A 21,706-nucleotide genomic window follows, 5' to 3' on the forward strand; every position below is an offset into this window, starting at 1 on the left:
GTGGGCTGGCCGCGCAGTTCCCCGCGCCCCTGAAGGGGCGCCCCGCAGGGGCGCATTTAAGGGGCGCGGGGAACTGCGCGAGCAACCCACCACAACCCGCAGGTCCAGAGGGGTTAGGGGCGCGGGGAACTGCGCGCTCAGCCACATACAACCCGCAGACGAACACCGGGCCGATAAGGGGCGCGGGGAACTGCGCGACCAGCCCCCACCGGCCCGCAGGCGAAATTCGCGCACCCCCGGAGGGCAACCGCAGGCAAAACACACCGCCCCCCGGAGGGACTACGCCGGGAACTTCCGGTCCACCCACCTCCACGCACCCTCCAACAACCCCGCCCCCACCGCCGCGATCCCCACCCCGGCCCACGGCAGCGTCGTTCCGACCAGTTTCAGGGCGAAGAAGGTCTGGAGCGACGGGACCGCCAGGACCAGGAGGAAGGCCGCTCCCATCGACAGGACCAGGCAGATCCGCCACCACGTGTAGGGGCGGGCGATGATCGCCAGGACCCACATCGAGACCAGGAACAGCGTCAGCGTCGCCGCGCTGGTCTCGGCCTCCCGGGCGCCCGGCCCCTCGTAGTAGTGCCGCGCCAGCAGGTACGTCGCGAACGTCGTCACCGCCGCGATCACCCCGCCGGGGATGGCGTACCGCATCACCCGCCGTACGAAGTGCGGCTTCGCGCGCTCCGTGTTCGGGGCCAGCGCGAGGAAGAACGCCGGGATGCCGATCGTCAGTGTGGACAGCAGCGTCAGATGGCGGGGCAGGAACAGGTATTCGACCTGGGTGCAGACCACCAGCAGGGCGAGCAGCACCGAGTACACCGTCTTCACCAGGAACAGCGTCGCCACCCGCGTGATGTTGCCGATCACCCGGCGCCCCTCCGCCACCACCGACGGCAGTGTCGCGAAGCTGTTGTTGAGCAGCACGATCTGGGCCACCGCCCGCGTCGCCTCCGAGCCCGACCCCATCGAGACGCCGATGTCCGCGTCCTTCAGGGCCAGGACGTCGTTGACGCCGTCCCCCGTCATCGCCACCGTGTGCCCGCGCGACTGCAGCGCCGCCACCATCTCCCGCTTCTGCTGCGGCGTCACCCGCCCGAACACCGCGTGGGAGTCCAGGACCCCCGCCATCTCCGCCTGCCCGTCCGGCAGCTTCCGCGCGTCCACCGTCCGCGACGCGCCCGACAGGCCCAGTTTCCCCGCCACCGCGCCCACCGACACCGCGTTGTCACCGGAGATGACCTTCGCGTGGACGTTCTGCTCCTCGAAGTAGCGCAGCGTGTCCCCCGCGTCGGGCCGCAGCCGCTGTTCCAGGACCACCAGCGCCGTCGCGCGCGCGTCCGCCGCGACCCGGGGGTCGTCCAGCTCGCGCGGGGTCCGGGCCAGCAGCAGGACGCGCAGGCCCTGTTCGTTGAGCGCGTCGATCTCCGCCAGGGACGGGTCGCCCGTCGGCAGCAGGACGTCCGGCGCGCCAAGGAGCCACGTCGAGTTCTCCCCGTCGCCCTCGCTGAACGCCGCGCCGCTGTACTTGCGCGCCGAGGAGAACGGCAGCGACTCCCGGCACCGCCACTCCTCGCTGTCCGGATACGCGTCGATGATCGCCTGCAGCGACGCGTTCGGCCGCGGGTCGGACTCGCCCAGCGCGCCGAGCACCTTGCGTACGTACGCCTCGTCCGCGCCCCCCAGTGGCCGCAGCTCCGTGACGTCCATGCCGCCCTCGGTGAGCGTGCCCGTCTTGTCGAGGCACACCACGTCCACGCGCGCGAGGCCCTCGATCGCCGGGAGCTCCTGCACCAGGCACTGCTTGCGGCCGAGCCGGATCACCCCGATCGCGAAGGCGACCGAGGTCAGGAGGACAAGGCCCTCGGGGATCATCGGGACGATGCCGCCGACCGTGTACGCCACGGACTGCTTGAAGTTGTCGTTCTTGACCACCAGTTGGCTGATCACCAGCCCGATCGAGGTCGGGACCATCAGCCAGGTCACGTACTTGAGGATCATCGAGATGCCCGAGCGCAGCTCGGAGTGGACCAGCGTGAAGCGGCTGGCCTCCTCCGCGAGCTGCGCCGCGTACGCCTCCCGCCCGACCTTGGTCGCGGTGAAGGCGCCGCCGCCCGCGACCACGAACGCCCCGGACATCATCCGGTCGCCGGGCTTCTTCAGCACGGGGTCGGCCTCGCCGGTGAGCAGCGACTCGTCGATCTCCAGGCCGTCGGCCTCGACCACCTCGCCGTCGACCACCACCTTGTCGCCGGGGCCCAGCTCCACCAGGTCGCCCAGGACGATCTCGGAGGTGGAGATCTCGGCGGCGCTCCCGTCGCGCCGGACCGTCGGCTTGGCCTCGCCGATGACCGCGAGCCCGTCGAGGGTCTTCTTGGCGCGCAGCTCCTGGATGATGCCGATGCCCGTGTTGGCGATGATCACGAAGCCGAAGAGGCTGTCCTGGAGCGGCGCCACGAAGAGCATGATCAGCCACAGCACGCCGATGATCGCGTTGAAGCGGGTGAAGACGTTGGCGCGGACGATCTCGGCGGTGGAGCGGCTGCTGCGCACCGGTACGTCGTTGACCTCGCCCCGGGCGACGCGTTCGGCGACTTCGGCGGCGGTCAGCCCGGCGGCCCGGCCGGACGCCTCGGGCGGCGGCACGGGATGGACGGGGTCGAGTTCCGCCCCGGCGTCGATATTGGCGCGCTGCGTCATGTTTTCGACGGTACGGGGGGAATTCCGGGTTCACCTGCCGGGACGTCGAACATCAGACCAAGGGAGGAGACGAATGGTCCCGTGGCGGTATGTGCGGAGGGAGCGCCTCCTACCCGTCGGTCCCCCGCGCGGCCGCGTGCCGCTTGAGGGCCGCGTCGCGCCCTCGTACGTACCAGATGCCGATCAGGCCGAGACCGCCGCCGGCCAGGCAGGTCCACACCCACCACAGGTGTCCGTGGTCGTCGAACCAGCCGTAGAACGGCAGCTGGACGAGGAAGAGGACGAACCAGAGGATCGTGCCGCCGGTGATGGTGGCGACGACGGGCCCCTCCAGGGGCTCCGGCGCCTCGTGCTTGGGTGTCCACTTCGCCATGCGATCAGTGTAGGGGGAGCCACTTCACGGGCCCCCTGCCGCTCCGGGAGGCCAGGCGCCCCTTGCGTCTACGCGCGGAGATAGCGATCTTTGGCTTATGTATTCATACTGAAACCGCTTACGGCTGACTCGTTTTGTTCGTTGAAACGTCCAAAGAAGTTCGGGTTACGGCTGTTTCTGTAGTTCCCGGCATTTACTCGCCCCTCCCTCCCCCCGCCCCGTCTCACGACTGAGGTTCCGCATGTCCCCCTCGGCCACCGCCAAGGTCGACGAAACACCGTCAGCCCCGAAGACTCCGGTCAACGCCCTGGACCGCTACTTCAAGATCTCCGAGCGCGGCTCCACCTTCGGCCGGGAGATCCGCGGCGGCTTCGCCACCTTCTTCGCGATGGCCTACATCATCGTGCTGAACCCGATCATCCTGGGCAGCGCGAAGGACATGTACGGGCACCAGCTCGACGGCGGCCAGCTGGTCACCGCCACCGTGCTGACCGCCGCCTTCACCACGCTCCTGATGGGTGTCATCGGCAACGTGCCGATCGCGCTGGCCGCCGGGCTCGGCGTGAACACGGTGGTCGCCCTCCAGCTGGCGCCCCGGATGAGCTGGCCGGACGCGATGGGCATGGTCGTCCTGGCGGGCTTCGTCGTGATGCTCCTGGTCGCCACGGGGCTGCGCGAGCGCGTGATGAACGCGGTGCCGCTGGGGCTGCGCAAGGGCATCGCGATCGGCATCGGCCTGTTCATCATGCTGATCGGCCTGGTCGACTCGGGCTTCGTCACCCGCATCCCGGACGCCGCCCACACCACCGTCCCGCTCCAGCTCGGCGCCAACGGCCATCTGCTCGGCTGGCCGGTGCTGGTCTTCATCCTGGGCGTCCTGCTGACGCTGGCGCTGCTCGTCCGCAAGGTGTCCGGCGCGATCCTCATCTCCATCGTCGCGATGACCGGCCTCGCCATGGTCATCAACGAGGTGGCGACCGTCCCGTCCTGGGGCCTGACCACCCCGACCTGGCCCGGCAACCCGGTCGCCAGCCCCGACTTCGGGCTGATCGGCAAGGTCAGCCTGTTCGGCGGCTTCGACAAGGTCGGCGTCCTGACCGGCGTCCTGTTCGTCTTCACCGTGCTGCTGTCGTGCTTCTTCGACGCGATGGGCACGATCATGGGCATCAGCGACGAGGCCAAGCTGACGGACGCCGAGGGCAACATGCCGGGCATCAACCGCGTCCTGTTCGTGGACGGCATCGCGGTCGCGGCGGGCGGCGCGTCGTCCTCCTCGGCCACCACCTGCTTCGTGGAGTCCACGGCGGGCGTCGGCGAGGGTGCGCGCACCGGGTTCGCGAACGTGGTCACCGGCGGCCTGTTCACGGTCGCGCTGTTCCTGACCCCGCTGGCCACCATGGTCCCGTCCCAGGCCGCCACCCCGGCGCTGCTCGCGGTGGGCTTCCTGATCCTGTCCGGCTCGATCCGGCAGATCGACTGGGAAGACTGGACGATCGCGATCCCGGCGTTCGTGACGATGGTGATGATGCCGTTCACGTACTCCATCACCAACGGCATCGGCATGGGCTTCATCACCTTCACGGTGCTGCGCCTGGTGGCCGGCCGCGGCCGCGAGGTCCCGGTGGCGATGTACGTCGTGTCGGCGGTGTTCGGCTTCTACTACCTGATGCCGGCGCTGGGCCTCACGTAAGCCTCACGTCAGAGGGGGCGCGAGCCTCACGTCGGGGCAGGCCCTACGCCGCCCCGTAGAACTTCTCCGTCTCGGCGGCCGCGGCCTGGAGCCGCTCGTCGAAGTCGTCGCGAATGAGCGTCCGGACCACATAGTCCTGGACGCTCATTCCGCGTTTGGCGGCATGTTGCCGGAGCCGTTCGAGCAGCTCACCGTCTATCCGCAGGCTGAGCACGCTGGTCCCCATGGGACGAGGGTCGCCGCAGGCCGGGCCCCCGCGCGTCACTTTTCCGATAGCTCTCACTCGTTCGGGTGATGTGTGTGGTGGTGTGCTCCGGTGTCCCGGGCGCGCCGGTGGCACCACGACTGGTATTTAGCCAGAGTAATGAGTTATTCTAACGAACATGTCTGACCTGCCCCACGACAGCGACGCCGACGTCGCCGCCGTGAACTCCCTCCGCTCGGCGGTCATGCGCCTGAGCCGACGCCTGAAGCACCAGCGCGTCGACGAGTCGCTGAGCCCCACCGAGATGTCGGTGCTCGGCACCCTGTTCCGCTGCGGCTCGGCCACGCCCGGTGAGCTGGCCCGCAAGGAACACGTCCAGCCGCCGTCGATGACCCGCATCGTCGCGTTGCTGGAGGCGAAGGGACTGGTCAGGCTGGAGCCGCATCCCGACGACCGCCGCCAGAAGGTGGTCAGCCAGACCGAAGAGGCCGAGGCGATGCTCGAAGAGAGCCGCCGCAAGCGCAACGCCTGGCTGGCCTCCCTCGCGGAAGGCCTGGACGAGGACGAGTGGGCGAAGCTGCGCGCCGCCGCACCCGTACTGGAGAAGCTCGCACACCTGTGAACTGAACGCGCACGATAGGAGGCGAACCCCTTTGAGTACGGGATCCGGAGCAGACTCCGCCCCCGCACACAAATCCACCCACGACACCGCTGCCGGCGACGGCAGCAGGCGGGGGACGTTCTCCTCCCTCGCGATCCGCAACTACCGGCTGTTCTTCTCCGGTGCCATCGTCTCCAACATCGGCACCTGGATGGCCCGGATCACCCAGGACTGGCTGGTCCTCCAGATCACCGGCTCCTCGGTGGCGGTGGGCATCACCACCGCCATGCAGTTCCTGCCGATGCTGCTCTTCGGCTTGTACGGCGGCGTCATCGCGGACCGCTTCGCCAAGCGGAGCATCCTCTTCGTCACCCAGAGTGCGATGGGCCTCGGCGGCCTGTTCCTGGCGGCCATGACGCTCTCCGGCCACGTCGAGGTCTGGCACGTGTATCTGACCGCGTTCTTCACCGGCCTGGTCACGGTGGTCGACAACCCGACCCGGCAGTCGTTCGTCTCCGAGATGGTCGGCCCCGACCAGGTCCGCAACGCGGTCAGCCTCAACTCCGCCAACTTCCAGTCGGCGCGGCTGGTGGGCCCGGCAGTCGCGGGCGGCGTGATGGCGGCGGTGGGCCCCGGCTGGGCGTTCCTCGCCAACGGCCTCTCCTTCCTGGCGCCGCTGGCGGGCCTCGCGCTGATGCGTACGGCCGAGCTGCGGCCCACCAAGCTCGCGCCGCGCGGCAAGGGCCAGCTCCGCGAGGGCCTGGACTACGTCTCCAAGCGCCCGGAGCTGATCTGGCCGATCGTCCTGGTCGGCTTCGTCGGCACCTTCGGCTTCAACTTCCCGATCTGGCTCAGCGCGTACGCCCACGACGTCTTCCACGGCGGATCCGGGATGTACGGCCTGTTCAACAGCCTGATGGCGATCGGCTCCCTGATCGGCGCGCTGCTCGCGGCCCGCCGGGGCACCTCGCGGCTGCGGCTGCTCGCGGTGGCGGCGGGCCTGTTCGCGGTCCTGGAGATGGCGGCGGCGGCCGCGCCCGACATGGCGCTCTTCATCGCCCTGCTGATCCCGATCGGCGTCCTCGGCCTCACGGTGAACGTCACCGCCAACGCGTCCGTCCAGATGGCCACCGACCCGGAGATGCGCGGCCGGGTGATGAGCCTGTTCATGATGGTCTTCACCGGCGGCACCCCGCTGGGCGGCCCGCTCTTCGGCTGGCTCACGGACGAGTACGGCGTACGGGTCAGCCTCGCCCTGGGCGGTCTGATCTGCGCGTTCGCGGCGGTCGGCGTCGGTCTGATGCTGGCGCGGGCGGCGAACCTGCGGCTCAAGGTGGACCTGCGGCGGGGCCGCCGGCACCTGGAGTTCGTCCCGAGGGAGCAGTTGGCCACTGCGGCGTGACGGTCCCGCCCCCCGGGGCCAGACTGATCCCATGAGACTCTTCGTGGCCGTGCTGCCCCCGGCCGCCCGGCTGGCCGAACTGGGCGTGGCGGTGGACGAGTTGCACACCCTGCCCGGCGCGGACCGGCTGCGCTGGGCGGGCCGCGACGACTGGCACCTCACGCTGGCGTTCCTGGGCGAGGTGGCCGAGGACGTACTTCCGGACCTCCACGCCCGCCTCGCCCGGGCCGCCCACCGCACCCCGCCCTTCGGGCTGCGCCTGCACGCGGGCGGCCGGTTCGGCGACAGGGTGCTGTGGGCGGGCGTCGCGGGCACGACCGACGCGCTGCGGCTGCTGGCCGAACGCGCGGACGCGGCGGCCCGCCGCGCGGGCGTGCCGATGGACGAGCACCGCCGCTACCACCCCCACCTCACGCTCGCCCGCAGCCGGGCGGGCGTCGACCTGCACCCGTACGTGGAGTCCCTGGCGGGGTTCGAGGGGGCGGGGTGGGAGGTGGGGGAGGTGCTGCTGGTGCGCAGCCGGCTGCCGGTCGCGGGGGTGCCGGGGGAGACGCCTCGGTACGAGGTGGTGGGGCGGTGGGGGCTGGGGGTGTGAACCGGTGAGCCGCCTCAGCGGGGGCGGAAGGCGACGCGGACGCTGCCGTCGGCGGGCACCAGCATCACGATGCCCCGCGTGCGGGACCAGCCGTCCGGGATGAGGAACATCCGGTTGCCGGACTGGGCGAGCAGGCGCAGGCCTCGGTAGCGGTATTTGAACTTCTGGGCGGGGCCGCCCGCCGGCAGCGAGGTCTCCTTCACCGGCACGGGCCCGAAGTAGAGCCGCTCGGCGGTGTCGACGACCACCGTCGGCCTGTGCCACAGATGCCCGGCCAGCTCCCGCCCGTCGTCCCTGCCGTGGGTCTGGGCGTAGGCCTGTACGGCCCAGAAGCAGCCCAGGGCGACCATGGCCACCACGATGACGAGCGCCTTCAGCTCGCCGGGGACGGGGTGCCCGGTGGTCTTGAGGTGCACCGTGCGCCCGTACACCACGAGCAGCAGGCCGCCGCCGAAGAGCAGCGGGGTGTCGAGCGGCCCGGCGGGCCACACCTGGAAACCGCCGAGCATCCCGAGGACGAAGAGCGCGCCGCCGCACCCGATGAGCCCCACGCCCACGTGCCCCAGGCGGCGCACGAGGCCCGGTCGTGCGTCACCGAGGGAGGAGATCCACGCGAGTCCGACCGCGCCCACGAGCCCGGCGGCGAGCGCCACGGCCAAGGGCATGTACAAGCCGGCCGCGCTGTGCAGCAGCAGGTCCTGGGTGGACAGGCCGAGGGTGGCGAGATCGATGCCGAAGTACCCGTAGAAGGAGGAGCTGTAGGCGAAGCCGAAGTAGAGGAGGAGCCCGGTGAGCAGGGTCGTCGGCGCTACGAACCCGGCGACGGCCTTGAGCCAGCTGCCCCACGGGGGCCGGGCCGGAGTGGGCTCCTCCTCCATGTGCTGCCTCCTGGATCAGGCGGCGTCGGCGGAGGAGGGCGGGGAGAGCTGAGGCTCCTCGGGCTCCTCTTCCGGCTCCGGCGGCACGGTGTCGGCCGGGAACGAGCTGCTCTGCGGGTTGGGGTTGCCGGTCAGTTTCACGCATGCGACGTGGACGGGGATGAGTGGCGCATGGGAGGTGTTCTCAAACACCCATTCGAGCGTCACGGATTCATCAGGCTCGAGGTTGACCGGCTGAGGGGCCGTCCTGCTCGTCCAGCGGCCCGTGGGACTGCAGTCGTAGACCGTCGCGGTGCCGCTGTACGTGTCGCTGGCGTGGTTGGTGAACGTCACCTTGACGCTGGGCCACACCCCGTCGAAGTCGGTCGAGACCCGCCCCGCCGTGTTGAAACCGCCGCTGCCGCCGCTGCCGCCACTGTTGCCGTCCGTGCCGCCGTTGCCCTGCTGGCCGCTCGTGTCGTCGCTCGTCCCGGTCGGCTCCGGAGGCGGCGCCCCCGTGCTGTCGTCGGTCTGCGCGGTGTCCGTGGGCGCGGGCGGCGGTTCGTCCTGACCGCCCCCCGAAGAGCAGCCCGCGAGCACCAGGCCCACCGCGAGGAGGGTGACCGGAACGAGGCGGTGTCGTCGGCGCCGTGTGTGATCCACCTTCCGGACCGTAACACTCCGTCATCACTCGTGTACGGCTGGCGCGCCCGGGGCGGCCGAACGGGGACGGACGGGGGTTCGTTACGCTCGTATGCGTGAACCCGAAGACCAGGAACCGGATCATGGCCGGCGTGCTCGTGCTGATGTTCGTCGTGGTGGCGGTGGCGGCGGCACGCGGCTGAGGCACGCGGGCCGCCGGGCCTCGCCAAGGGCGGCCGCGCCCCCGGCGAGGCGAAGCCACCCCCGAAGCCGCCGCGCGAGGCCGCTCGCGAAGCCACCCGCGAAGCCGCCCCCGAGGCCGCCCGCGAGCCCCCTACCAGGCGAACGCCTCCGGCGACGGCCCCGGCCCCGGGAAGATCTCTTCCAGGGAAGCCAGCACCTCCTCGCTCAGCTCCAGCTCCACCGCCCGCAGCGCGGAGGCGAGCTGCTCGGCCGTGCGCGGGCCGACGATCGGGCCGGTCACCCCCGGCCGGGTGAGCAGCCAGGCCAGCCCCACCTCGCCCGGCTCCAGGCCGTGCTTCGCGAGCAGGTCCTCGTACGCCTGGATCCGCCCGCGCGCCGCCGGGTCCTCGAGCCTCGCCGCCGCGCGCCCGCCCATGGACCGCGACCCGCTCCCGTCCCGCTCCTTGCGCAGGGCGCCTCCGAGCAGCCCCCCGCCCAGCGGGGACCACGGGATGATCCCGACGCCGTACTCCTGCGCGGCGGGGATGACCTCCATCTCGGCGCGGCGCTCGGCGAGGTTGTAGTGGCACTGCTCGCTGACGATCCCCAACCGCCCGGTCCGGGCGGCGAGTTCGTTGGCCTGGGCGATCTTGTAGCCGGGGAAGTTGGAGGTGCCGACGTACAGCACCTTCCCCTCCCGTACGAGCACGTCCATCGCCTGCCAGATCTCCTCGAAGGGAGTGGCCCGGTCGACGTGGTGGAACTGGTAGACGTCGATGTAGTCCGTGCCGAGCCGCTTGAGGCTGGCCTCGACCGCCCGACGGATGTTGAGCGCCGACAACTTGTCGTGGTTCGGCCAGACGGGGGCGCCGTCGACGGACATGTTCCCGTACACCTTCGTGGCCAGGACCGTCTTGTCGCGGCGCCCGCCGCCCCGCGCGAACCAGCTGCCGATGATCTCCTCGGTACGGCCCTTGCCCGCGCTCTGGCCGTACACGTTGGCGGTGTCGAAGAAGTTGACGCCCGCGTCGTGGGCGGCGTCCATGATGGCGTGGCCGGTGGCCTCGTCCGTCTGTGGGCCGAAGTTCATCGTGCCGAGGACGAGGCGGCTGACCTTGAGTCCGGTGCGTCCGAGCTGCGTGTACTTCATAAGGCACCAGCGAACCCCTTGAAGCGTGCTCGAAGCAAGTGCCACGCGGTGCCGCGCGCCTACCAGGCGAACGCCTCCGGCGACGGCCCCGGTCCCGGGAAGATCTCGTCGAGCCCGGCCAGCACCTCCTCGCTCAGCTCCAGCTCCACCGCCCGCAGTGCGGAGGCGAACTGCTCGGCGGTGCGCGGGCCGACGATCGGGCCGGTCACGCCGGGGCGGGTGAGCAGCCAGGCCAACGCCGCCTCGCCCGGCTCCAGTTCGTGCTTCGCGAGCAGGTCCTCGTACGCCTGCACCTGCGCCCGTACCGCCGGATCCGCGAGCCCGGCGGCGGACCGGCCGCCCTTGGTGCGCGACCCGTCGCCCTCCCGCTCCTTGCGCAGGGCGCCCCCGAGGAGGCCCTGGTGGAGCGGGGACCAGGGGATGATGCCGACGCCGTACTCCTGCGCGGCGGGGATGATCTCCATCTCGGCGCGGCGTTCGGCGAGGTTGTACAGGCACTGCTCGCTGACGAGCCCCAACCGCCCGGTCCGCGCGGCCGCTTCGTTGGCCTGGGCGATCTTGTAGCCGGGGAAGTTGGAGGTGCCGACGTACAGCACCTTGCCCTGCTGTACGAGGACGTCCATGGCCTGCCAGATCTCCTCGAAGGGGGTCTGACGGTCGACGTGGTGGAACTGGTAGATGTCGATGTAGTCCGTGCCGAGCCGCTTGAGGCTGGCTTCCACCGAGCGCCGGATGTTGAGCGCGGAGAGGTGGTCGTGGTTGGGCCAGACGCTGGTGCTCCAGGGGCTGCCGTCCTGGGTCATGTTCCCGTAGCCCTTGGTCGCCAGGACCGTCTTGTCACGCCGCCCGCCGCCGCGCGCGAACCAGGACCCGACGATCTCCTCGGTGAGGCCCTTGTGTTCGGCGATGCCGTAGATGTTGGCGGTGTCGAAGAAGTTGATGCCCGCGTCGTGGGCGGTGTCCATCAGCGCGTGGCTGTCGGCCTCGTCCGTGAGGGGGCCGAAGTTCATGGTGCCGAGGACGAGGCGGCTGACCTTGAGTCCGGTGCGTCCGAGCTGCGTGTACTTCATGAGGCACCAGCGAACCTGTTGAAGTGCGCTCGAAGCAAGGGCGGTCGGTCGGCGGTCGGGGCAGGGCGGTCAGTCGCGGGGGAACTCGTCGGTGGTGAGGGTGAGTCCGACGGGGGTCCGCGTGAGATCGATGGCGTCGCCGAAACCGAGCGAAAGCGTGCAGTGGTATTCGTCGTCCTTGGGCAGGGTGTGCAGGTGCCACTTGCCGGTGTACGGGTCGACGATCAGGTAGGCCGGGACGCCGGCGGCGGCGAACGCGGTCTTCTTGGGCCCGTAGTCGTTCGAGGCCGTGGCCTTGGAAATCACCTCGACGACGAATTCGACGTCCTCATGGCGCCAGCGCCCCTTGTCGTCCCGGACCGCTCCGTCCTTCAACGCCACGACGTCGCAGGCGAAGCCGTTGAGATGGCCGGGGAAGTCGATGCGGACGTCGGACTTGAGCTGTTTCCTCGAATACCTGGCGCGCAGCTGCTCGGCGATGTCGAAGATGATCTCCCAGTGGGTGTCCCGCTGCGGCGCCATGAAGATGTGTCCACCGACGATCTCGGTCCGGTAATCCTCGGGGACGGGCATCTTCTCGATCCACTCGAACAACATGTCCAGAGTGAGCTCGTCGTTGCTCTCGGCCATCTCGATCCTGTCGGTCTCTACGACAATCATCGTGGCGCTCCTCCCCGGCCGTCGCTCCCCGGCGGCCAGCCACCCGGTACAACGATACGCACGGGGCAAGGACACGGCCCGTCGAACGCAAGTGCGTACGCGGCTAAGCCCCCGCGAACCAGCTCGACGCGTCGAGGCGGAAGGCCTCCGGCGGGACCACCGTGCGCAGGGCCGCCTCCATGTCGCGTACGGGGCCGGGGCCCAGCGTACGGACCCAGTCGGCGCGCAGTTCGTCGAAGACGGCCGCCGAGCGGGCCAGCGCGTCGAGGCCGCGCGGGGTGATGCGGACGACCTTGCGGCGGGCGTCGGAGGGGTCGTCGCCGCGTTCGGCGTAGCCCAGCGCCTCCAGGCGGTCGACGGTCTTGCCGGCCGCCTGCTTGGACACGCCGAGCCGCCGCCCGATCTCACTCGCGGTCGCCCCGCCCGGCCCGATGGCCTGGAGCGCGAAGCCGTGGGCGGGCCGGAGGTCCGGGTGGCCCTGGCGGGCCAGCTCGGCGTGGAGGCGGTCGATGAGGGAGCGGAACCCGCCGAGGAGGAGCAGGGGGAGCTCGTAGCCGGGGGTGTCGCCGGGGTTTTCTCCCTTGCGAGAACCGACAACCTGGTTTACCTTCTTGTCGTCAACCACGTTGTCCATCTTAAGGGGCAAGGCCGCAGTGACCTTCGTCGAGCACACCCTGGAGTCCGCACCGGCCGAGTCGCGCCGGGCGATGGAAGGAACGATCAAGAAGCTGGGGCACCTCTCCCCGGCCGTGGCCCGGCTGGCCACCTCGCCGCACACGCTCGAAGGCTTCCTCAGGATGAGCGCCCTTTTCGAGGGCACGACGCTGGAGCCGGTCGCCCGCGAGGTGGTGATCATGACGGTCGCCACCCGCAACGCGTGCGACCTCTGCGTGAACATGCACACGGCCAGGCTGCGCCAGCTCGGCGCCGGGGAGGAGCTGATAGCGGAGCTGCGCGAGGGGAAGCCGCTGACGGACGAACGCCTGGACGCGGTAAGGGAGTTCACCCTCGCCGTCTACGCGACGGCGGGCGCGGTCCCGGACGACACCCTGAACGCGTTCCTGGCCCACGGTCACACCCGCCAGAACGCCCTGGAGGTCGTCCTGGGCATCGGCACGTACACGGTCTCGACCTTCGCCAACCGCCTGACGGGGGCGTCGCACTGACGGCCGCGTGATCTCCACGGGCCGTGCGCCCCGGTGTCGCCCGGCGTCAGCGGCCCCCGTAAGCCCCGCCCAGCCCCCACCCCTGGTGCATCGCGTCCGCGAACGCCGCCGCCAGTTTGTGTTCGCCCGAGGCCGACGGGTGCGTGCCGTCGTACGTGTCCTGGTGGATGTCGTACGTCGGCGGGTGGGAGGCGAGGAGCAGGGGGGACGAGGGGTGGTCCAGGTCGGCGATCGCCTTCGCCAGGAGTTCGTTGAAGCGGGCCACCTCGGCGGCGAAGGGGGCGTCCGACTCGGCCCGGATGTTCGGGATGACCGGGAGCAGGACCATGCGGATGGCGGGGTTCGCCTTCCGGGCCTCGGTCACGAAGGTGCGGGCGTTCGCGCTCGTCTGGGCGCTGTCCGTGTAGAAGCCGAGGTCTATCAGGCCGAGGGAGACCAGCAGTACGTCGGCGGCCGATTCCGTCACCGCGTCCCCGATCAGCGGGGCCATGTGCAGCCAGCCCTCGCCCCAGCCGGAGAGGTGGCGGCGGGCCGGGGCCGGGAAGTCCGGGGCCCCGTACGCGTACGACAACGGCGCCCCGGCGTCCGTGTCGTACAGCTCGGTGCGCGGGCCGACGATCTCGAAGGGGCCGTCGAGGGACGCGGTGAGGTGCTGCCACATGCGGTAGCGCCAGGTGATGTCGCCGGCGCGTCCGATGGTCATGGAGTCGCCGACGAACATGAAACGCATGGGGCCATGATGGCGGATCACCTGGGCGGCTTCGACGGGCTGCCACGTGACGATGGACACTTGGTGCCATGCGTTTCCCGATGCGTTCGCTTCTGTCCCTCGCCACGGCCGTCTCGACGGCCGCCGGGCTCGTCCTGCTGGGGGCCGCCGGACCGGCCGCCGCCGACGGCGGTGACGGCGGCTTCACCATCAAGGACCCCCGGATCAAGGAGTCCAGCGGCCTCGCCGCCAGCCGGGCCCACCCGGGGATCTACTGGACGCACAACGACAGCGACGACGGGCCGTACGTCTACGCCGTCGACTCGAAGACCGGGCAGACCGTCGCCACCATCACCATGACCGGCGTCGGGCGCCCGCGCGACGTCGAGGCGATCTCGGTCGGGTCGGACGGGAACGTGTACGTGGGGGACATCGGGGACAATCTGGGCGGGACCTGGAAGAACGTCTGGATCTACAAGTTCCGCGAGCCCGCCCAGCTGAAGGACGCGACGGTCAAGGCGACCCAGTACGTCGTGAAGTACGCCGACGGTCCGCGCAACGCCGAGGCGCTGATGGTCCACCCGAAGACCGGCCGCCTCTACATCGCCTCCAAGAAGGAAGGCGGCGGCGGGCTGTACGAGGGCCCCGAGCGGCTCTCCACGGCCGGGACCAACGTGTTCCGGCGGATCGGCGACGTGCCGTGGGTCACCGACGGCGCCTTCTCCCCGGACGGCGGCAAGCTGGCGCTGCGCGGCTACCTCTGGGCCGCCGAGTACGACTGGAAGGACGGGAAGCTCGGTGCGCGGCACGGCGTGGACGCGCCGCTGATGCGCCAGGCGGAGTCCGTCACGTACACGCCGGACGGGAAGGCGCTGCTCTTCGGGACCGAGGGGGCGCAGAGCGATGTGGTGCGGGTGCCGGTCGCGTCGGACGGCGGGAACTCCCCTTCGGGGAAGGGGAGTTCGCCCTCGAACGGCGGCTCCGGCTCCGGCAGCGGCGGCTCCGGCTCCGGTGGCGACAACCGCAACCTCGTGTACGGGGCGATCGTCATCGTGGGCGCGGGCGCGGCCTGGGTGGGGCTGAAGCGGAAGTTCCGGCGGGGGTGAGGCCCGCCGGGCGGACGGGTGCGGCGGCCCCGGTCGGGGCCGCCGCCCTCCGTCAGAGCTGCTCGATCACGTAGTCGATGCAGGCCGTCAGGGCCTCGACGTCCGACGGGTCGATGGCCGGGAACATCGCGACGCGCAGCTGGTTGCGGCCCAGCTTGCGGTACGGCTCGGTGTCGACGATCCCGTTGGCGCGCAGCACCTTGGCGATCGCGGCCGCGTCGATGTCGTCCGCGAAGTCGATCGTGCCGATGACCTGCGAGCGCTTCGCCGGGTCGGTGACGAACGGCGCCGCGTGCTTGGACTCCTCCGCCCAGGTGTAGAGGCGGGTCGAGGAGTCCTTGGTGCGGCCCGTCGACCACTCCAGGCCGCCCTGGCCGTTGATCCACTTCAGCTGCTCGTTCAGCAGGAAGAGCGTGGCGAGCGCGGGGGTGTTGTACGTCTGGTTCTTGAGGGAGTTGTCGATCGCCGTCGGGAGGCTGAAGAACTCCGGGATGTGGCGGCCGGACGCGTGGACGCGCGCCGCGCGCTCCAGGGCGGCCGGGGAGAACGCCGCGATCCACAGGCCGCCGTCGGAGGCGAAGGACTTCTGCGGGGCGAAGTAGTAGACGTCGCTCTCGGTGATGTCGACCGGGAGGCCACCCGCGCCCGAGGTCGCGTCGACCAGGACGAGCGCGCCCTCGTCGGCGCCCGCGACCCGCTTGACGGGGGCCGCGACACCGGTGGAGGTCTCGTTGTGGGTGAAGGCGTAGACGTCGACGCCCGCCTCGGCGGCCGGCTCCGGGTGCGTGCCGGGCTCGGAAGAGATCACCGACGGCTCGGCCAGCCACGGCGCGAGCTTGGCGGCCTTGGCGAACTTGGACGAGAACTCGCCGAAGTTCAGGTGCTGCGACTTGTTCTCGATCAGCCCGTGCGTCGCGACGTCCCAGAACGCGGTCGAGCCGCCGTTGCCCAGGATCACCTCGTACCCCTCGGGCAGCGAGAACAGGTCGCGTACGCCCTGGCGGACCTCGCCGACCAGGTTCTTGACCGGGGCCTGGCGGTGGGAGGTACCGAGGAGCGAGGCGCCGGTGGCGGCCAGGGCGTCCAGCGCCTCCGTACGCACCTTGGAGGGGCCCGCGCCGAAACGGCCGTCGGCGGGCTTCATGTCAGCGGGAATCTGGATCTCAGCCACGAGCGCAGGGTATCGGCCCGCCGGGGAGTCCGAGGTCCCGGTCCACCTCCCGAGACGCGCGCGCCGGACCGCCCGGCCCCGGCGGCCCCCGCAGGGCAGGCTGGGAGCCATGGGAGCCGAACGAGCCATGGGAGCCGAACGAGCCATGGACGACAGGGGGCGCACGGGCGTGGCGAGGGCAGCAGCAGAAGCGGCGGGGGCGGCGGACGCGGCCAGGGCGACGGACGCGTTGGCGCGGGACCTGCGCGCGGCCGTGCGCGGGGCGGTCGACTTCTCGGCGGGCGCGCGGGCGCTGATGACCATGGACGCGTCCAACTACCGGCGGGTGCCGCGCGGTGTGGTCGCGCCACGCGACGCCGAGGACGTGGCGGCGGCGCTCGCCGTCTGCCGGGAGCACGGCGTGCCGGTGGTGCCGCGCGGCGGCGGGACCTCGATCGCGGGCCAGGCCACCGGCACCGGCGTCGTCCTGGACTTCACCCGGCACATGCGGTCCCTGCTCTCCGTCGACGTGGAGGCTCGCACGGCCGTGGTCCAGCCGGGCCTCGTCCTCGACGTGCTGCGCGAGGCGGTCCGCCCGTACGGGCTGACGTTCGGCCCCGACCCGTCCACCCACAGCCGCTGCACCCTCGGCGGGATGATCGGCAACAACGCGTGCGGAGCGCACTCGGTGGCGTACGGGACGACCGCCGACAACGTCCACGAACTGGCGGTGGTGAGCGGCGGCGGCGAACCGCTCCGCCTCGGCCGGGGCTGGAGCGGCGCCCCGGCGGGCCTGCGCGCCTTCACCGAGCGCCACCTCGCCGCCCTGCGCACCGGCTATCCGCAGGATCTGCCGCGCCGGATCTCCGGGTACGCCATGGACGCGCTGCTGCCGGAGCGCGGGACGGATCTGGCGCGCGCGTTCTGCGGCAGCGAGGGCACGCTGGGGATCCTGACCGAGGCGACCGTACGGCTGGTGGAGACGCCCGGGGCGCGGGCACTGGCGGTGCTCGGCTACCCGGACGAGAGCGCGGCGGCCGAGGCCGCGCCCGGGCTCCTCGGGTACGGGCCGCTCACCGTCGAGGGCATGGCGGCGGACCTGGTGCGCGGGCACACCGGGCTGCCACGCGGCGGGGCCTGGCTCTTCGTGGAAACCGGCGGCTCCGGACCGGCCGAGGCGCTGGCGCGGGCCCGGGAGGTGGTGCGCGCGGCCGGCGCGCTGGACGCGGCCGTGGTCACCGATCCGGCCGGGCAGCGAACCCTGTGGCGGGTGCGCGAGGACGCGGCCGGGACGGCGACCCGGATGCCGGACGGCAGCGAGGCGTGGCCCGGGTGGGAGGACTGCGCGGTGCCGCCCGCGCGGCTCGGCGCGTATCTGCGGGACTTCCGGGCCCTGTTGGGCGCACACGGCCTGCGCGGCACGCCGTACGGGCACTTCGGCGACGGCTGCGTCCATGTGCGCATCGACTTCGACCTGCTGAGCGCGGCGGGCGTGGCGCGCTTCCGCCGGTTCTCGCGGGAGCTGGCCGTGCTGGTGGCCGCGCACGGCGGTTCGCTCTCCGGCGAGCACGGCGACGGCCAGGCGCGGGCGGAGCTGCTGCCGACGATGTACGGGGACGAACTGGTCGCGCTCTTCGGCCGGTTCAAGGACGTGTGGGACCCGGCGGGGCTGCTCAACCCGGGGATCCTGGCCCGCCCGGCCCGGCTGGACGAGAACCTGCGCTTCGAGGTGCTGCCGAGGCGGCCGGTGGAGGTGGAGTTCGGCTATCCGCAGGACGGCGGGGACTTCGCGGGGGCGGTGCGGCGGTGTGTGGGGGTGGCCAAGTGCCGTACCGCAGAGGCGAGTTCGGGCGGTGGCGTGATGTGCCCGTCCTTCCGGGCCACCGGCGAGGAGGCGCACTCGACGCGGGGCCGGGCGCGGCTGCTGCACGAGATGCTGGCGGGCGAGGTCGTCACCGGCGGCTGGCGCTCGCCGGAGGTGCGCGACGCGCTCGATCTGTGCCTGTCCTGCAAGGGCTGCCGCAGCGACTGCCCGGTCGGGGTGGACATGGCCACGTACAAGGCGGAGTTCCTGCACCACCACTACCGGGGGCGGCTGCGGCCCGCGTCCCACTACGCGATGGGGTGGCTGCCGCGCTGGCTGCGCCTGGCGGCCCCGTGGGCGCGCGGGCTGAACGCGCTGGCCCGGGTGCGGCCGCTGGCGGCTCTGGTCAGGCGGCTGGCGGGGATCGCGCCGGAGCGGGCACTGCCGGTGCTGGCGGGGGAGACGTTGCGGGGGTGGCTGCGGGGGCGCGCGTCGGCCGCGTCGGCCGCGTCGGCCGCATCGGCCGCATCGGCCGCATCGGCCGCACCGGCCGCGTCGGCCGCACCGGGCGCACCGGGCGCGTCGGCCGCGTCGATCGACGCCGTCCTGTGGCCGGACACCTTCACCAACCACCTCTCCCCGGAGGTGGGCCGGGCGGCGGTACGGGTCCTGGAGGCGGCCGGGGTGGGGGTGGTGGTGCCCCGGGGCCGGGTCTGCTGCGGCCTCACCTATGTCTCGACCGGCCAGCTCACCCGCGCCCGCGCGGTCCTGCGCCGCACGCTGGACGCGGTGGAGCCGCTGCTCGACCGGGGTCTGCCGGTCGTGGTCCTGGAGCCGAGCTGCGCGGCGGCGCTGCGGACGGACCTGCCGGAGCTGTTGCCGGACGACCCGAGGGCGGGGCGGCTCGCGGCGTCGGTGCGTACGTTCGCGCAGGTGGTGGAGGAGTGCGCGCCGGAGTGGACCCCGCCGTACGTGGGACGGGCGGTCGTCGGGCAGAACCACTGCCACCAGCACGCGGTGCTCGGGGACGCGGCCGAGCGCCGGCTGCGCGAGCGGGCCGGGCTGACGGGGGCGCTGAGCGGCGGCTGCTGCGGTCTGGCGGGGAACTTCGGCTTCGAGCGGGGTCACTGGGAGGTGTCGGTGGCCTGCGCGGAGGACGAACTGTTGCCGGCGGTACGGGCGGCGGCGCCCGGGGCGGAGGTGCTGGCGGACGGGTTCTCGTGCCGTACGCAGCTGGAGCAGCTGGCGGGCCGCCGGGCCCGGCACCTGGCGGAGGTCCTCGCGGAGGGGCTTGCGGAGGGGCCTGGGGAGGGGCCTCGGGAGGGGCTTCCGGACGAGGGGTAGCAGGCAGCAGGGCTCGGCGCCGCTTACATTGGATGGAGCCAACCGGAAGGCACCATTCCGCCAGCGCGAGAAAAGTGCTGGACCGAGCGGGCTCGGTGGTGCAATATTTTGTCTATACAGTCCAATGCAATGAACTAGGGGAACCCCGGTGACCACTCCGCACGCCGCCGCAGAGCCGACGACCGCCACTGCGGCGGCGACCGTCGCCACCCCGGAGGCGGCGGGCGGGCTCGGCGGGGCCCGGAGCCGCCGGACGGCGCTCGCGCCGGTCGCGCTGGTGGTCGCGAGCGGCATATCGGTGCAGTTCGGTTCGGCCGTCGCGGTCATGCTGATGCCGAGGGCGGGCGCGGCGGGCGTAGTGACCCTGCGCCTGCTGGCGGCCGCGCTGGTGCTGCTGATCCTGTGCCGCCCGAAGGTACGCGGCTACCGGCGCGCCGACTGGGGCACGGTGGTCGCCTTCGGCGTCGCGATGGCCGGAATGAACGGCCTGTTCTACCAGGCCGTCGACCGCATCCCGCTCGGCACGGCGGTCACCCTGGAGGTGCTCGGCCCGCTGGCCCTGTCGGTGCTGGCGTCCCGCCGCCTGGTGAACGTGGTCTGGGCGGGCCTGGCGCTGGCGGGGGTGGCGCTGCTGAGCGGCGGCGCGGGATTCGGATCGCTGGACGTCGCCGGGGCGGCGTACGCGGTCGGGGCGGGGGCGTGCTGGGCGGTGTACATCCTGTTCAGCGCCCGTACGGGCCGACGCTTCCCGCAGGCGGACGGGCTGGCGCTGGCGATGGCGGTGGCGGCGGTCCTCTCGCTCCCGCTGGGCGCGATCCAGTCGGGCTCGCAGCTCCTGGTGCCGTCGACGATCGGCCTGGGCGCGGCGGTCGCGATCCTCTCCTCCGTACTCCCGTACACCCTCGAACTCCTCGCCCTGCGCCGCCTCCCCGCGCCCACCTTCGCGATCCTGATGAGCCTGGAACCGGCCATCGCGGCGACGGCGGGCTTCCTGGTCCTGCACCAGGCCCTGTCCGGCACGGACGCGCTGGCGATCGCCCTGGTCATCGGGGCGAGCATGGGGGCTGTGCGGTCGCAGGTGCGTTAGCGCCAGGGGGGTCCGCAGTTCCATACGGGCGGGCCGATGTGAGTCACCCCGGCCCGCCCGTCGAACAGCTCCCGGGTCTTGGCCCGGACCCCGCCGAGGGCGTCGGCGAGCCGCTCAGCGAGCAGCTCGGCCTCTGAGGGCAGCAGCACCATCTCGGTGTCGGCCACATGCCTCCCGTCCCGGGCCAGCCACATCGGGACGCGGATGTTCCCCTCGCTGTCGCGGTAGGCGGGGCGACTGGGGATGGGGTCGATGCGCCAGCCTCGGGGGGATGGTTGGGGGGTCTGCTTTTTTGTGGGCATGGGGTCATGGTTGGGCCGGATCGGCCCCCCGGGCCACGGTCTTGCATAGCCTTGCACCACGATCACCCGAGAGAGCTGATCGCCTCCGCGATACGGGCCCGGGCGGCTGTGCCGTACACGGCGATCTTCGACAGCCCGGCGAACGCCTTCGCGTACACGGCGATCTCGCTCGGCGCGGACACCGTGACCGCGGCGGTCAGCAGTTCCACGCTCGCCCGGTGGCCGTCGAAGAGGTAGAAGGCCTCCAGGGGCCACACCTGGCGCTGCGCGGTGAACGGGATGATGCCGATGCTGACGTTCGGCAGCGCCATGACCGCCAGGAGATAGCCGAGTTGTCCGGCCATCGTGTCGGCGCTGCCGATGCGGTAGCGCAGGACCGTCTCCTCCAGGAGCAGCGCGAAACGGTGGTCGCCCTCGTGGACGACGTGCGAGCGCGCGATCCGCGAGGCCGCAGCCTCGGATGAGTCGTCCGGCGTGTTCTGGAAGGCGGCGATCGTCGACAGCAGCGCGGTGGCGTACGCCTCGGTCTGGAGCATGCCGGGGATGACGTTCGAGCAGTACACGCGGAACAGCCGGGTGCGTTCGTAGAGCGGGACGACCTCCTCCTGCGCCCGCCGCATCCCGTGCCGGTGGAGCTTCTTCCAGTGCACGTACATCTGGTCGGCGTGACGGTTCGCCGCCACGAGATCCGCGGCCTGCTCATCGGCCCCGCAGGCCGCGCACCACGCCCGGATGTCGGCGTCGGACGGGGGCGTACGGGCGTGCTCGATGCGTGATGACTTCGCGGGGCTCCAGCCGCAGCGAACGGCCAGTTCGTGACCGGTCAGTTCCGCTTCGACGCGCAGGTCCCGCAGCCGCCCGGCGATCACTTCGCGGGCGGCCTGGGCTCCGGACGAGGGCGAGGCGGACATGT

General features: G+C 71.7%; 21 protein-coding genes. 8 read left to right on the forward strand and 13 right to left on the reverse strand.

What is annotated here, in order from left to right; all coding sequences use genetic code 11:
- Window positions 1-279: 279 nt before the first annotated feature.
- The gene (locus tag AB0G17_RS16985; protein WP_361382399.1) at window positions 280-2,697 is read right to left on the reverse strand and encodes an HAD-IC family P-type ATPase; all 2,418 of its coding nucleotides are present in this window, start codon (window positions 2,695-2,697) and stop codon (window positions 280-282) included.
- 109 nt (window positions 2,698-2,806) lie between these two features.
- Window positions 2,807-3,070, reverse strand: coding sequence for a DUF2530 domain-containing protein (locus tag AB0G17_RS16990; protein WP_361382402.1), 264 nt, complete (start codon window positions 3,068-3,070; stop codon window positions 2,807-2,809).
- A gap of 241 nt (window positions 3,071-3,311) precedes the next feature.
- Here AB0G17_RS16990 and AB0G17_RS16995 point away from each other — a divergent pair, with 241 nt between their 5' ends.
- Window positions 3,312-4,760 (forward strand): NCS2 family permease, encoded by a 1,449-nt coding sequence (locus AB0G17_RS16995; protein WP_361382405.1) that lies wholly within the window; start codon window positions 3,312-3,314, stop codon window positions 4,758-4,760.
- 43 nt (window positions 4,761-4,803) lie between these two features.
- On the opposite strand, the gene AB0G17_RS17000 is transcribed toward AB0G17_RS16995, so the two are convergent.
- Window positions 4,804-4,986 (reverse strand): ribbon-helix-helix protein, CopG family, encoded by a 183-nt coding sequence (locus AB0G17_RS17000; RefSeq protein ID WP_101388865.1) that lies wholly within the window; start codon window positions 4,984-4,986, stop codon window positions 4,804-4,806.
- Between the two features lie 157 nt (window positions 4,987-5,143).
- On the opposite strand from AB0G17_RS17000, the gene AB0G17_RS17005 reads away from it, so the two are divergent.
- From AB0G17_RS17005 to thpR, 3 genes are read left to right on the forward strand one after another with little or no spacing between them, the layout of a single operon-like run.
- Window positions 5,144-5,587 (forward strand): MarR family transcriptional regulator, encoded by a 444-nt coding sequence (locus tag AB0G17_RS17005; RefSeq protein ID WP_067162750.1) that lies wholly within the window; start codon window positions 5,144-5,146, stop codon window positions 5,585-5,587.
- Window positions 5,588-5,618: 31 nt separating this feature from the next.
- Window positions 5,619-6,968 (forward strand): MFS transporter, encoded by a 1,350-nt coding sequence (locus tag AB0G17_RS17010; protein WP_361382410.1) that lies wholly within the window; start codon window positions 5,619-5,621, stop codon window positions 6,966-6,968.
- Window positions 6,969-6,999: 31 nt separating this feature from the next.
- The gene (gene thpR, locus AB0G17_RS17015; RefSeq protein WP_361382414.1) at window positions 7,000-7,563 is read left to right on the forward strand and encodes an RNA 2',3'-cyclic phosphodiesterase; all 564 of its coding nucleotides are present in this window, start codon (window positions 7,000-7,002) and stop codon (window positions 7,561-7,563) included.
- A 14-nt stretch (window positions 7,564-7,577) separates the two neighbouring features.
- Here the strand turns inward: thpR and AB0G17_RS17020 are convergent, their stop codons facing one another.
- The 6 genes from AB0G17_RS17020 to AB0G17_RS17045 form a co-directional block, all read right to left on the reverse strand.
- Window positions 7,578-8,441, reverse strand: a complete 864-nt coding sequence (locus AB0G17_RS17020; protein WP_361382417.1) for a hypothetical protein — start codon at window positions 8,439-8,441, stop codon at window positions 7,578-7,580.
- A 15-nt stretch (window positions 8,442-8,456) separates the two neighbouring features.
- Window positions 8,457-9,083 (reverse strand): hypothetical protein, encoded by a 627-nt coding sequence (locus AB0G17_RS17025; RefSeq protein ID WP_361382420.1) that lies wholly within the window; start codon window positions 9,081-9,083, stop codon window positions 8,457-8,459.
- A gap of 313 nt (window positions 9,084-9,396) precedes the next feature.
- Window positions 9,397-10,395 (reverse strand): aldo/keto reductase, encoded by a 999-nt coding sequence (locus AB0G17_RS17030; protein ID WP_361382423.1) that lies wholly within the window; start codon window positions 10,393-10,395, stop codon window positions 9,397-9,399.
- 59 nt (window positions 10,396-10,454) lie between these two features.
- Window positions 10,455-11,465: an aldo/keto reductase gene (locus tag AB0G17_RS17035; RefSeq protein WP_361382426.1), complete on the reverse strand. Its 1,011-nt coding sequence runs from the start codon at window positions 11,463-11,465 to the stop codon at window positions 10,455-10,457.
- A gap of 69 nt (window positions 11,466-11,534) precedes the next feature.
- Entirely contained in the window at window positions 11,535-12,125 is a 591-nt protein-coding gene (locus tag AB0G17_RS17040) for a Uma2 family endonuclease (RefSeq protein ID WP_361382429.1), read from the reverse strand.
- Window positions 12,126-12,228: 103 nt separating this feature from the next.
- On the reverse strand, window positions 12,229-12,759 hold the full coding sequence (locus tag AB0G17_RS17045) for a MarR family winged helix-turn-helix transcriptional regulator (RefSeq protein ID WP_361382432.1): 531 nt from the start codon (window positions 12,757-12,759) through the stop codon (window positions 12,229-12,231).
- A 73-nt stretch (window positions 12,760-12,832) separates the two neighbouring features.
- Here AB0G17_RS17045 and AB0G17_RS17050 point away from each other — a divergent pair, with 73 nt between their 5' ends.
- Window positions 12,833-13,291: a carboxymuconolactone decarboxylase family protein gene (locus AB0G17_RS17050; RefSeq protein WP_361382863.1), complete on the forward strand. Its 459-nt coding sequence runs from the start codon at window positions 12,833-12,835 to the stop codon at window positions 13,289-13,291.
- A gap of 46 nt (window positions 13,292-13,337) precedes the next feature.
- Here AB0G17_RS17050 and AB0G17_RS17055 read toward each other — a convergent pair whose 3' ends face one another.
- The gene (locus tag AB0G17_RS17055; RefSeq protein WP_361382435.1) at window positions 13,338-14,021 is read right to left on the reverse strand and encodes a GDSL-type esterase/lipase family protein; all 684 of its coding nucleotides are present in this window, start codon (window positions 14,019-14,021) and stop codon (window positions 13,338-13,340) included.
- A 68-nt stretch (window positions 14,022-14,089) separates the two neighbouring features.
- On the opposite strand from AB0G17_RS17055, the gene AB0G17_RS17060 reads away from it, so the two are divergent.
- A complete protein-coding gene (locus AB0G17_RS17060) occupies window positions 14,090-15,106 on the forward strand; it encodes a WD40 repeat domain-containing protein (protein ID WP_361382438.1) in 1,017 nt (338 codons plus the stop codon).
- 52 nt (window positions 15,107-15,158) lie between these two features.
- On the opposite strand, the gene serC is transcribed toward AB0G17_RS17060, so the two are convergent.
- Window positions 15,159-16,277, reverse strand: coding sequence for a phosphoserine transaminase (gene serC / locus AB0G17_RS17065; RefSeq protein ID WP_361382441.1), 1,119 nt, complete (start codon window positions 16,275-16,277; stop codon window positions 15,159-15,161).
- A gap of 145 nt (window positions 16,278-16,422) precedes the next feature.
- Here serC and AB0G17_RS17070 point away from each other — a divergent pair, with 145 nt between their 5' ends.
- Both AB0G17_RS17070 and AB0G17_RS17075 read left to right on the forward strand, forming a co-directional pair.
- Window positions 16,423-19,404 carry an FAD-binding and (Fe-S)-binding domain-containing protein gene (locus AB0G17_RS17070; RefSeq protein WP_361382866.1) on the forward strand — a complete coding sequence of 994 codons (2,982 nt, stop codon included), beginning with the start codon at window positions 16,423-16,425 and terminating at the stop codon, window positions 19,402-19,404.
- Between the two features lie 148 nt (window positions 19,405-19,552).
- The gene (locus tag AB0G17_RS17075) at window positions 19,553-20,491 is read left to right on the forward strand and encodes an EamA family transporter (RefSeq protein ID WP_361382444.1); all 939 of its coding nucleotides are present in this window, start codon (window positions 19,553-19,555) and stop codon (window positions 20,489-20,491) included.
- Here the strand turns inward: AB0G17_RS17075 and AB0G17_RS17080 are convergent.
- Together AB0G17_RS17080 and AB0G17_RS17085 are read right to left on the reverse strand one after the other, a co-directional pair.
- Window positions 20,488-20,793 carry a hypothetical protein gene (locus AB0G17_RS17080; RefSeq protein ID WP_361382447.1) on the reverse strand — a complete coding sequence of 102 codons (306 nt, stop codon included), beginning with the start codon at window positions 20,791-20,793 and terminating at the stop codon, window positions 20,488-20,490. The genes AB0G17_RS17075 and AB0G17_RS17080 overlap by 4 nt on opposite strands.
- A gap of 62 nt (window positions 20,794-20,855) precedes the next feature.
- A complete protein-coding gene (locus AB0G17_RS17085; protein WP_361382450.1) occupies window positions 20,856-21,704 on the reverse strand; it encodes a helix-turn-helix transcriptional regulator in 849 nt (282 codons plus the stop codon).
- Window positions 21,705-21,706 lie beyond the last annotated feature (2 nt).

It is taken from the genome of Streptomyces sp. NPDC023838 (genome assembly GCF_040639555.1).
In the GTDB taxonomy this organism is placed as follows: Bacteria; Actinomycetota; Actinomycetes; order Streptomycetales; family Streptomycetaceae; genus Streptomyces.

Excerpts from the sequence above, each read along its gene's own strand:
- AB0G17_RS16990 (WP_361382402.1), bottom strand. The coding sequence starts at position 3,070 with ATGGCGAAGTGGACACCCAAGCACGAGGCGCCGGAGCCCCTGGAGGGG.
- AB0G17_RS17035 (WP_361382426.1), bottom strand. The coding sequence starts at position 11,465 with ATGAAGTACACGCAGCTCGGACGCACCGGACTCAAGGTCAGCCGCCTC.
- thpR (WP_361382414.1), top strand. The coding sequence starts at position 7,000 with ATGAGACTCTTCGTGGCCGTGCTGCCCCCGGCCGCCCGGCTGGCCGAA.
- AB0G17_RS17030 (WP_361382423.1), bottom strand. The coding sequence starts at position 10,395 with ATGAAGTACACGCAGCTCGGACGCACCGGACTCAAGGTCAGCCGCCTC.
- AB0G17_RS17080 (WP_361382447.1), bottom strand. The coding sequence starts at position 20,793 with ATGCCCACAAAAAAGCAGACCCCCCAACCATCCCCCCGAGGCTGGCGC.
- AB0G17_RS17060 (WP_361382438.1), top strand. The coding sequence starts at position 14,090 with ATGCGTTTCCCGATGCGTTCGCTTCTGTCCCTCGCCACGGCCGTCTCG.
- AB0G17_RS17050 (WP_361382863.1), top strand. The coding sequence starts at position 12,833 with ATGGAAGGAACGATCAAGAAGCTGGGGCACCTCTCCCCGGCCGTGGCC.
- AB0G17_RS17000 (WP_101388865.1), bottom strand. The coding sequence starts at position 4,986 with ATGGGGACCAGCGTGCTCAGCCTGCGGATAGACGGTGAGCTGCTCGAA.
- AB0G17_RS17020 (WP_361382417.1), bottom strand. The coding sequence starts at position 8,441 with ATGGAGGAGGAGCCCACTCCGGCCCGGCCCCCGTGGGGCAGCTGGCTC.
- AB0G17_RS17045 (WP_361382432.1), bottom strand. The coding sequence starts at position 12,759 with ATGGACAACGTGGTTGACGACAAGAAGGTAAACCAGGTTGTCGGTTCT.
- AB0G17_RS17085 (WP_361382450.1), bottom strand. The coding sequence starts at position 21,704 with ATGTCCGCCTCGCCCTCGTCCGGAGCCCAGGCCGCCCGCGAAGTGATC.
- AB0G17_RS16995 (WP_361382405.1), top strand. The coding sequence starts at position 3,312 with ATGTCCCCCTCGGCCACCGCCAAGGTCGACGAAACACCGTCAGCCCCG.
- AB0G17_RS17005 (WP_067162750.1), top strand. The coding sequence starts at position 5,144 with ATGTCTGACCTGCCCCACGACAGCGACGCCGACGTCGCCGCCGTGAAC.
- AB0G17_RS17040 (WP_361382429.1), bottom strand. The coding sequence starts at position 12,125 with ATGATTGTCGTAGAGACCGACAGGATCGAGATGGCCGAGAGCAACGAC.
- AB0G17_RS17055 (WP_361382435.1), bottom strand. The coding sequence starts at position 14,021 with ATGCGTTTCATGTTCGTCGGCGACTCCATGACCATCGGACGCGCCGGC.
- AB0G17_RS17070 (WP_361382866.1), top strand. The coding sequence starts at position 16,423 with ATGGACGACAGGGGGCGCACGGGCGTGGCGAGGGCAGCAGCAGAAGCG.
- AB0G17_RS16985 (WP_361382399.1), bottom strand. The coding sequence starts at position 2,697 with ATGACGCAGCGCGCCAATATCGACGCCGGGGCGGAACTCGACCCCGTC.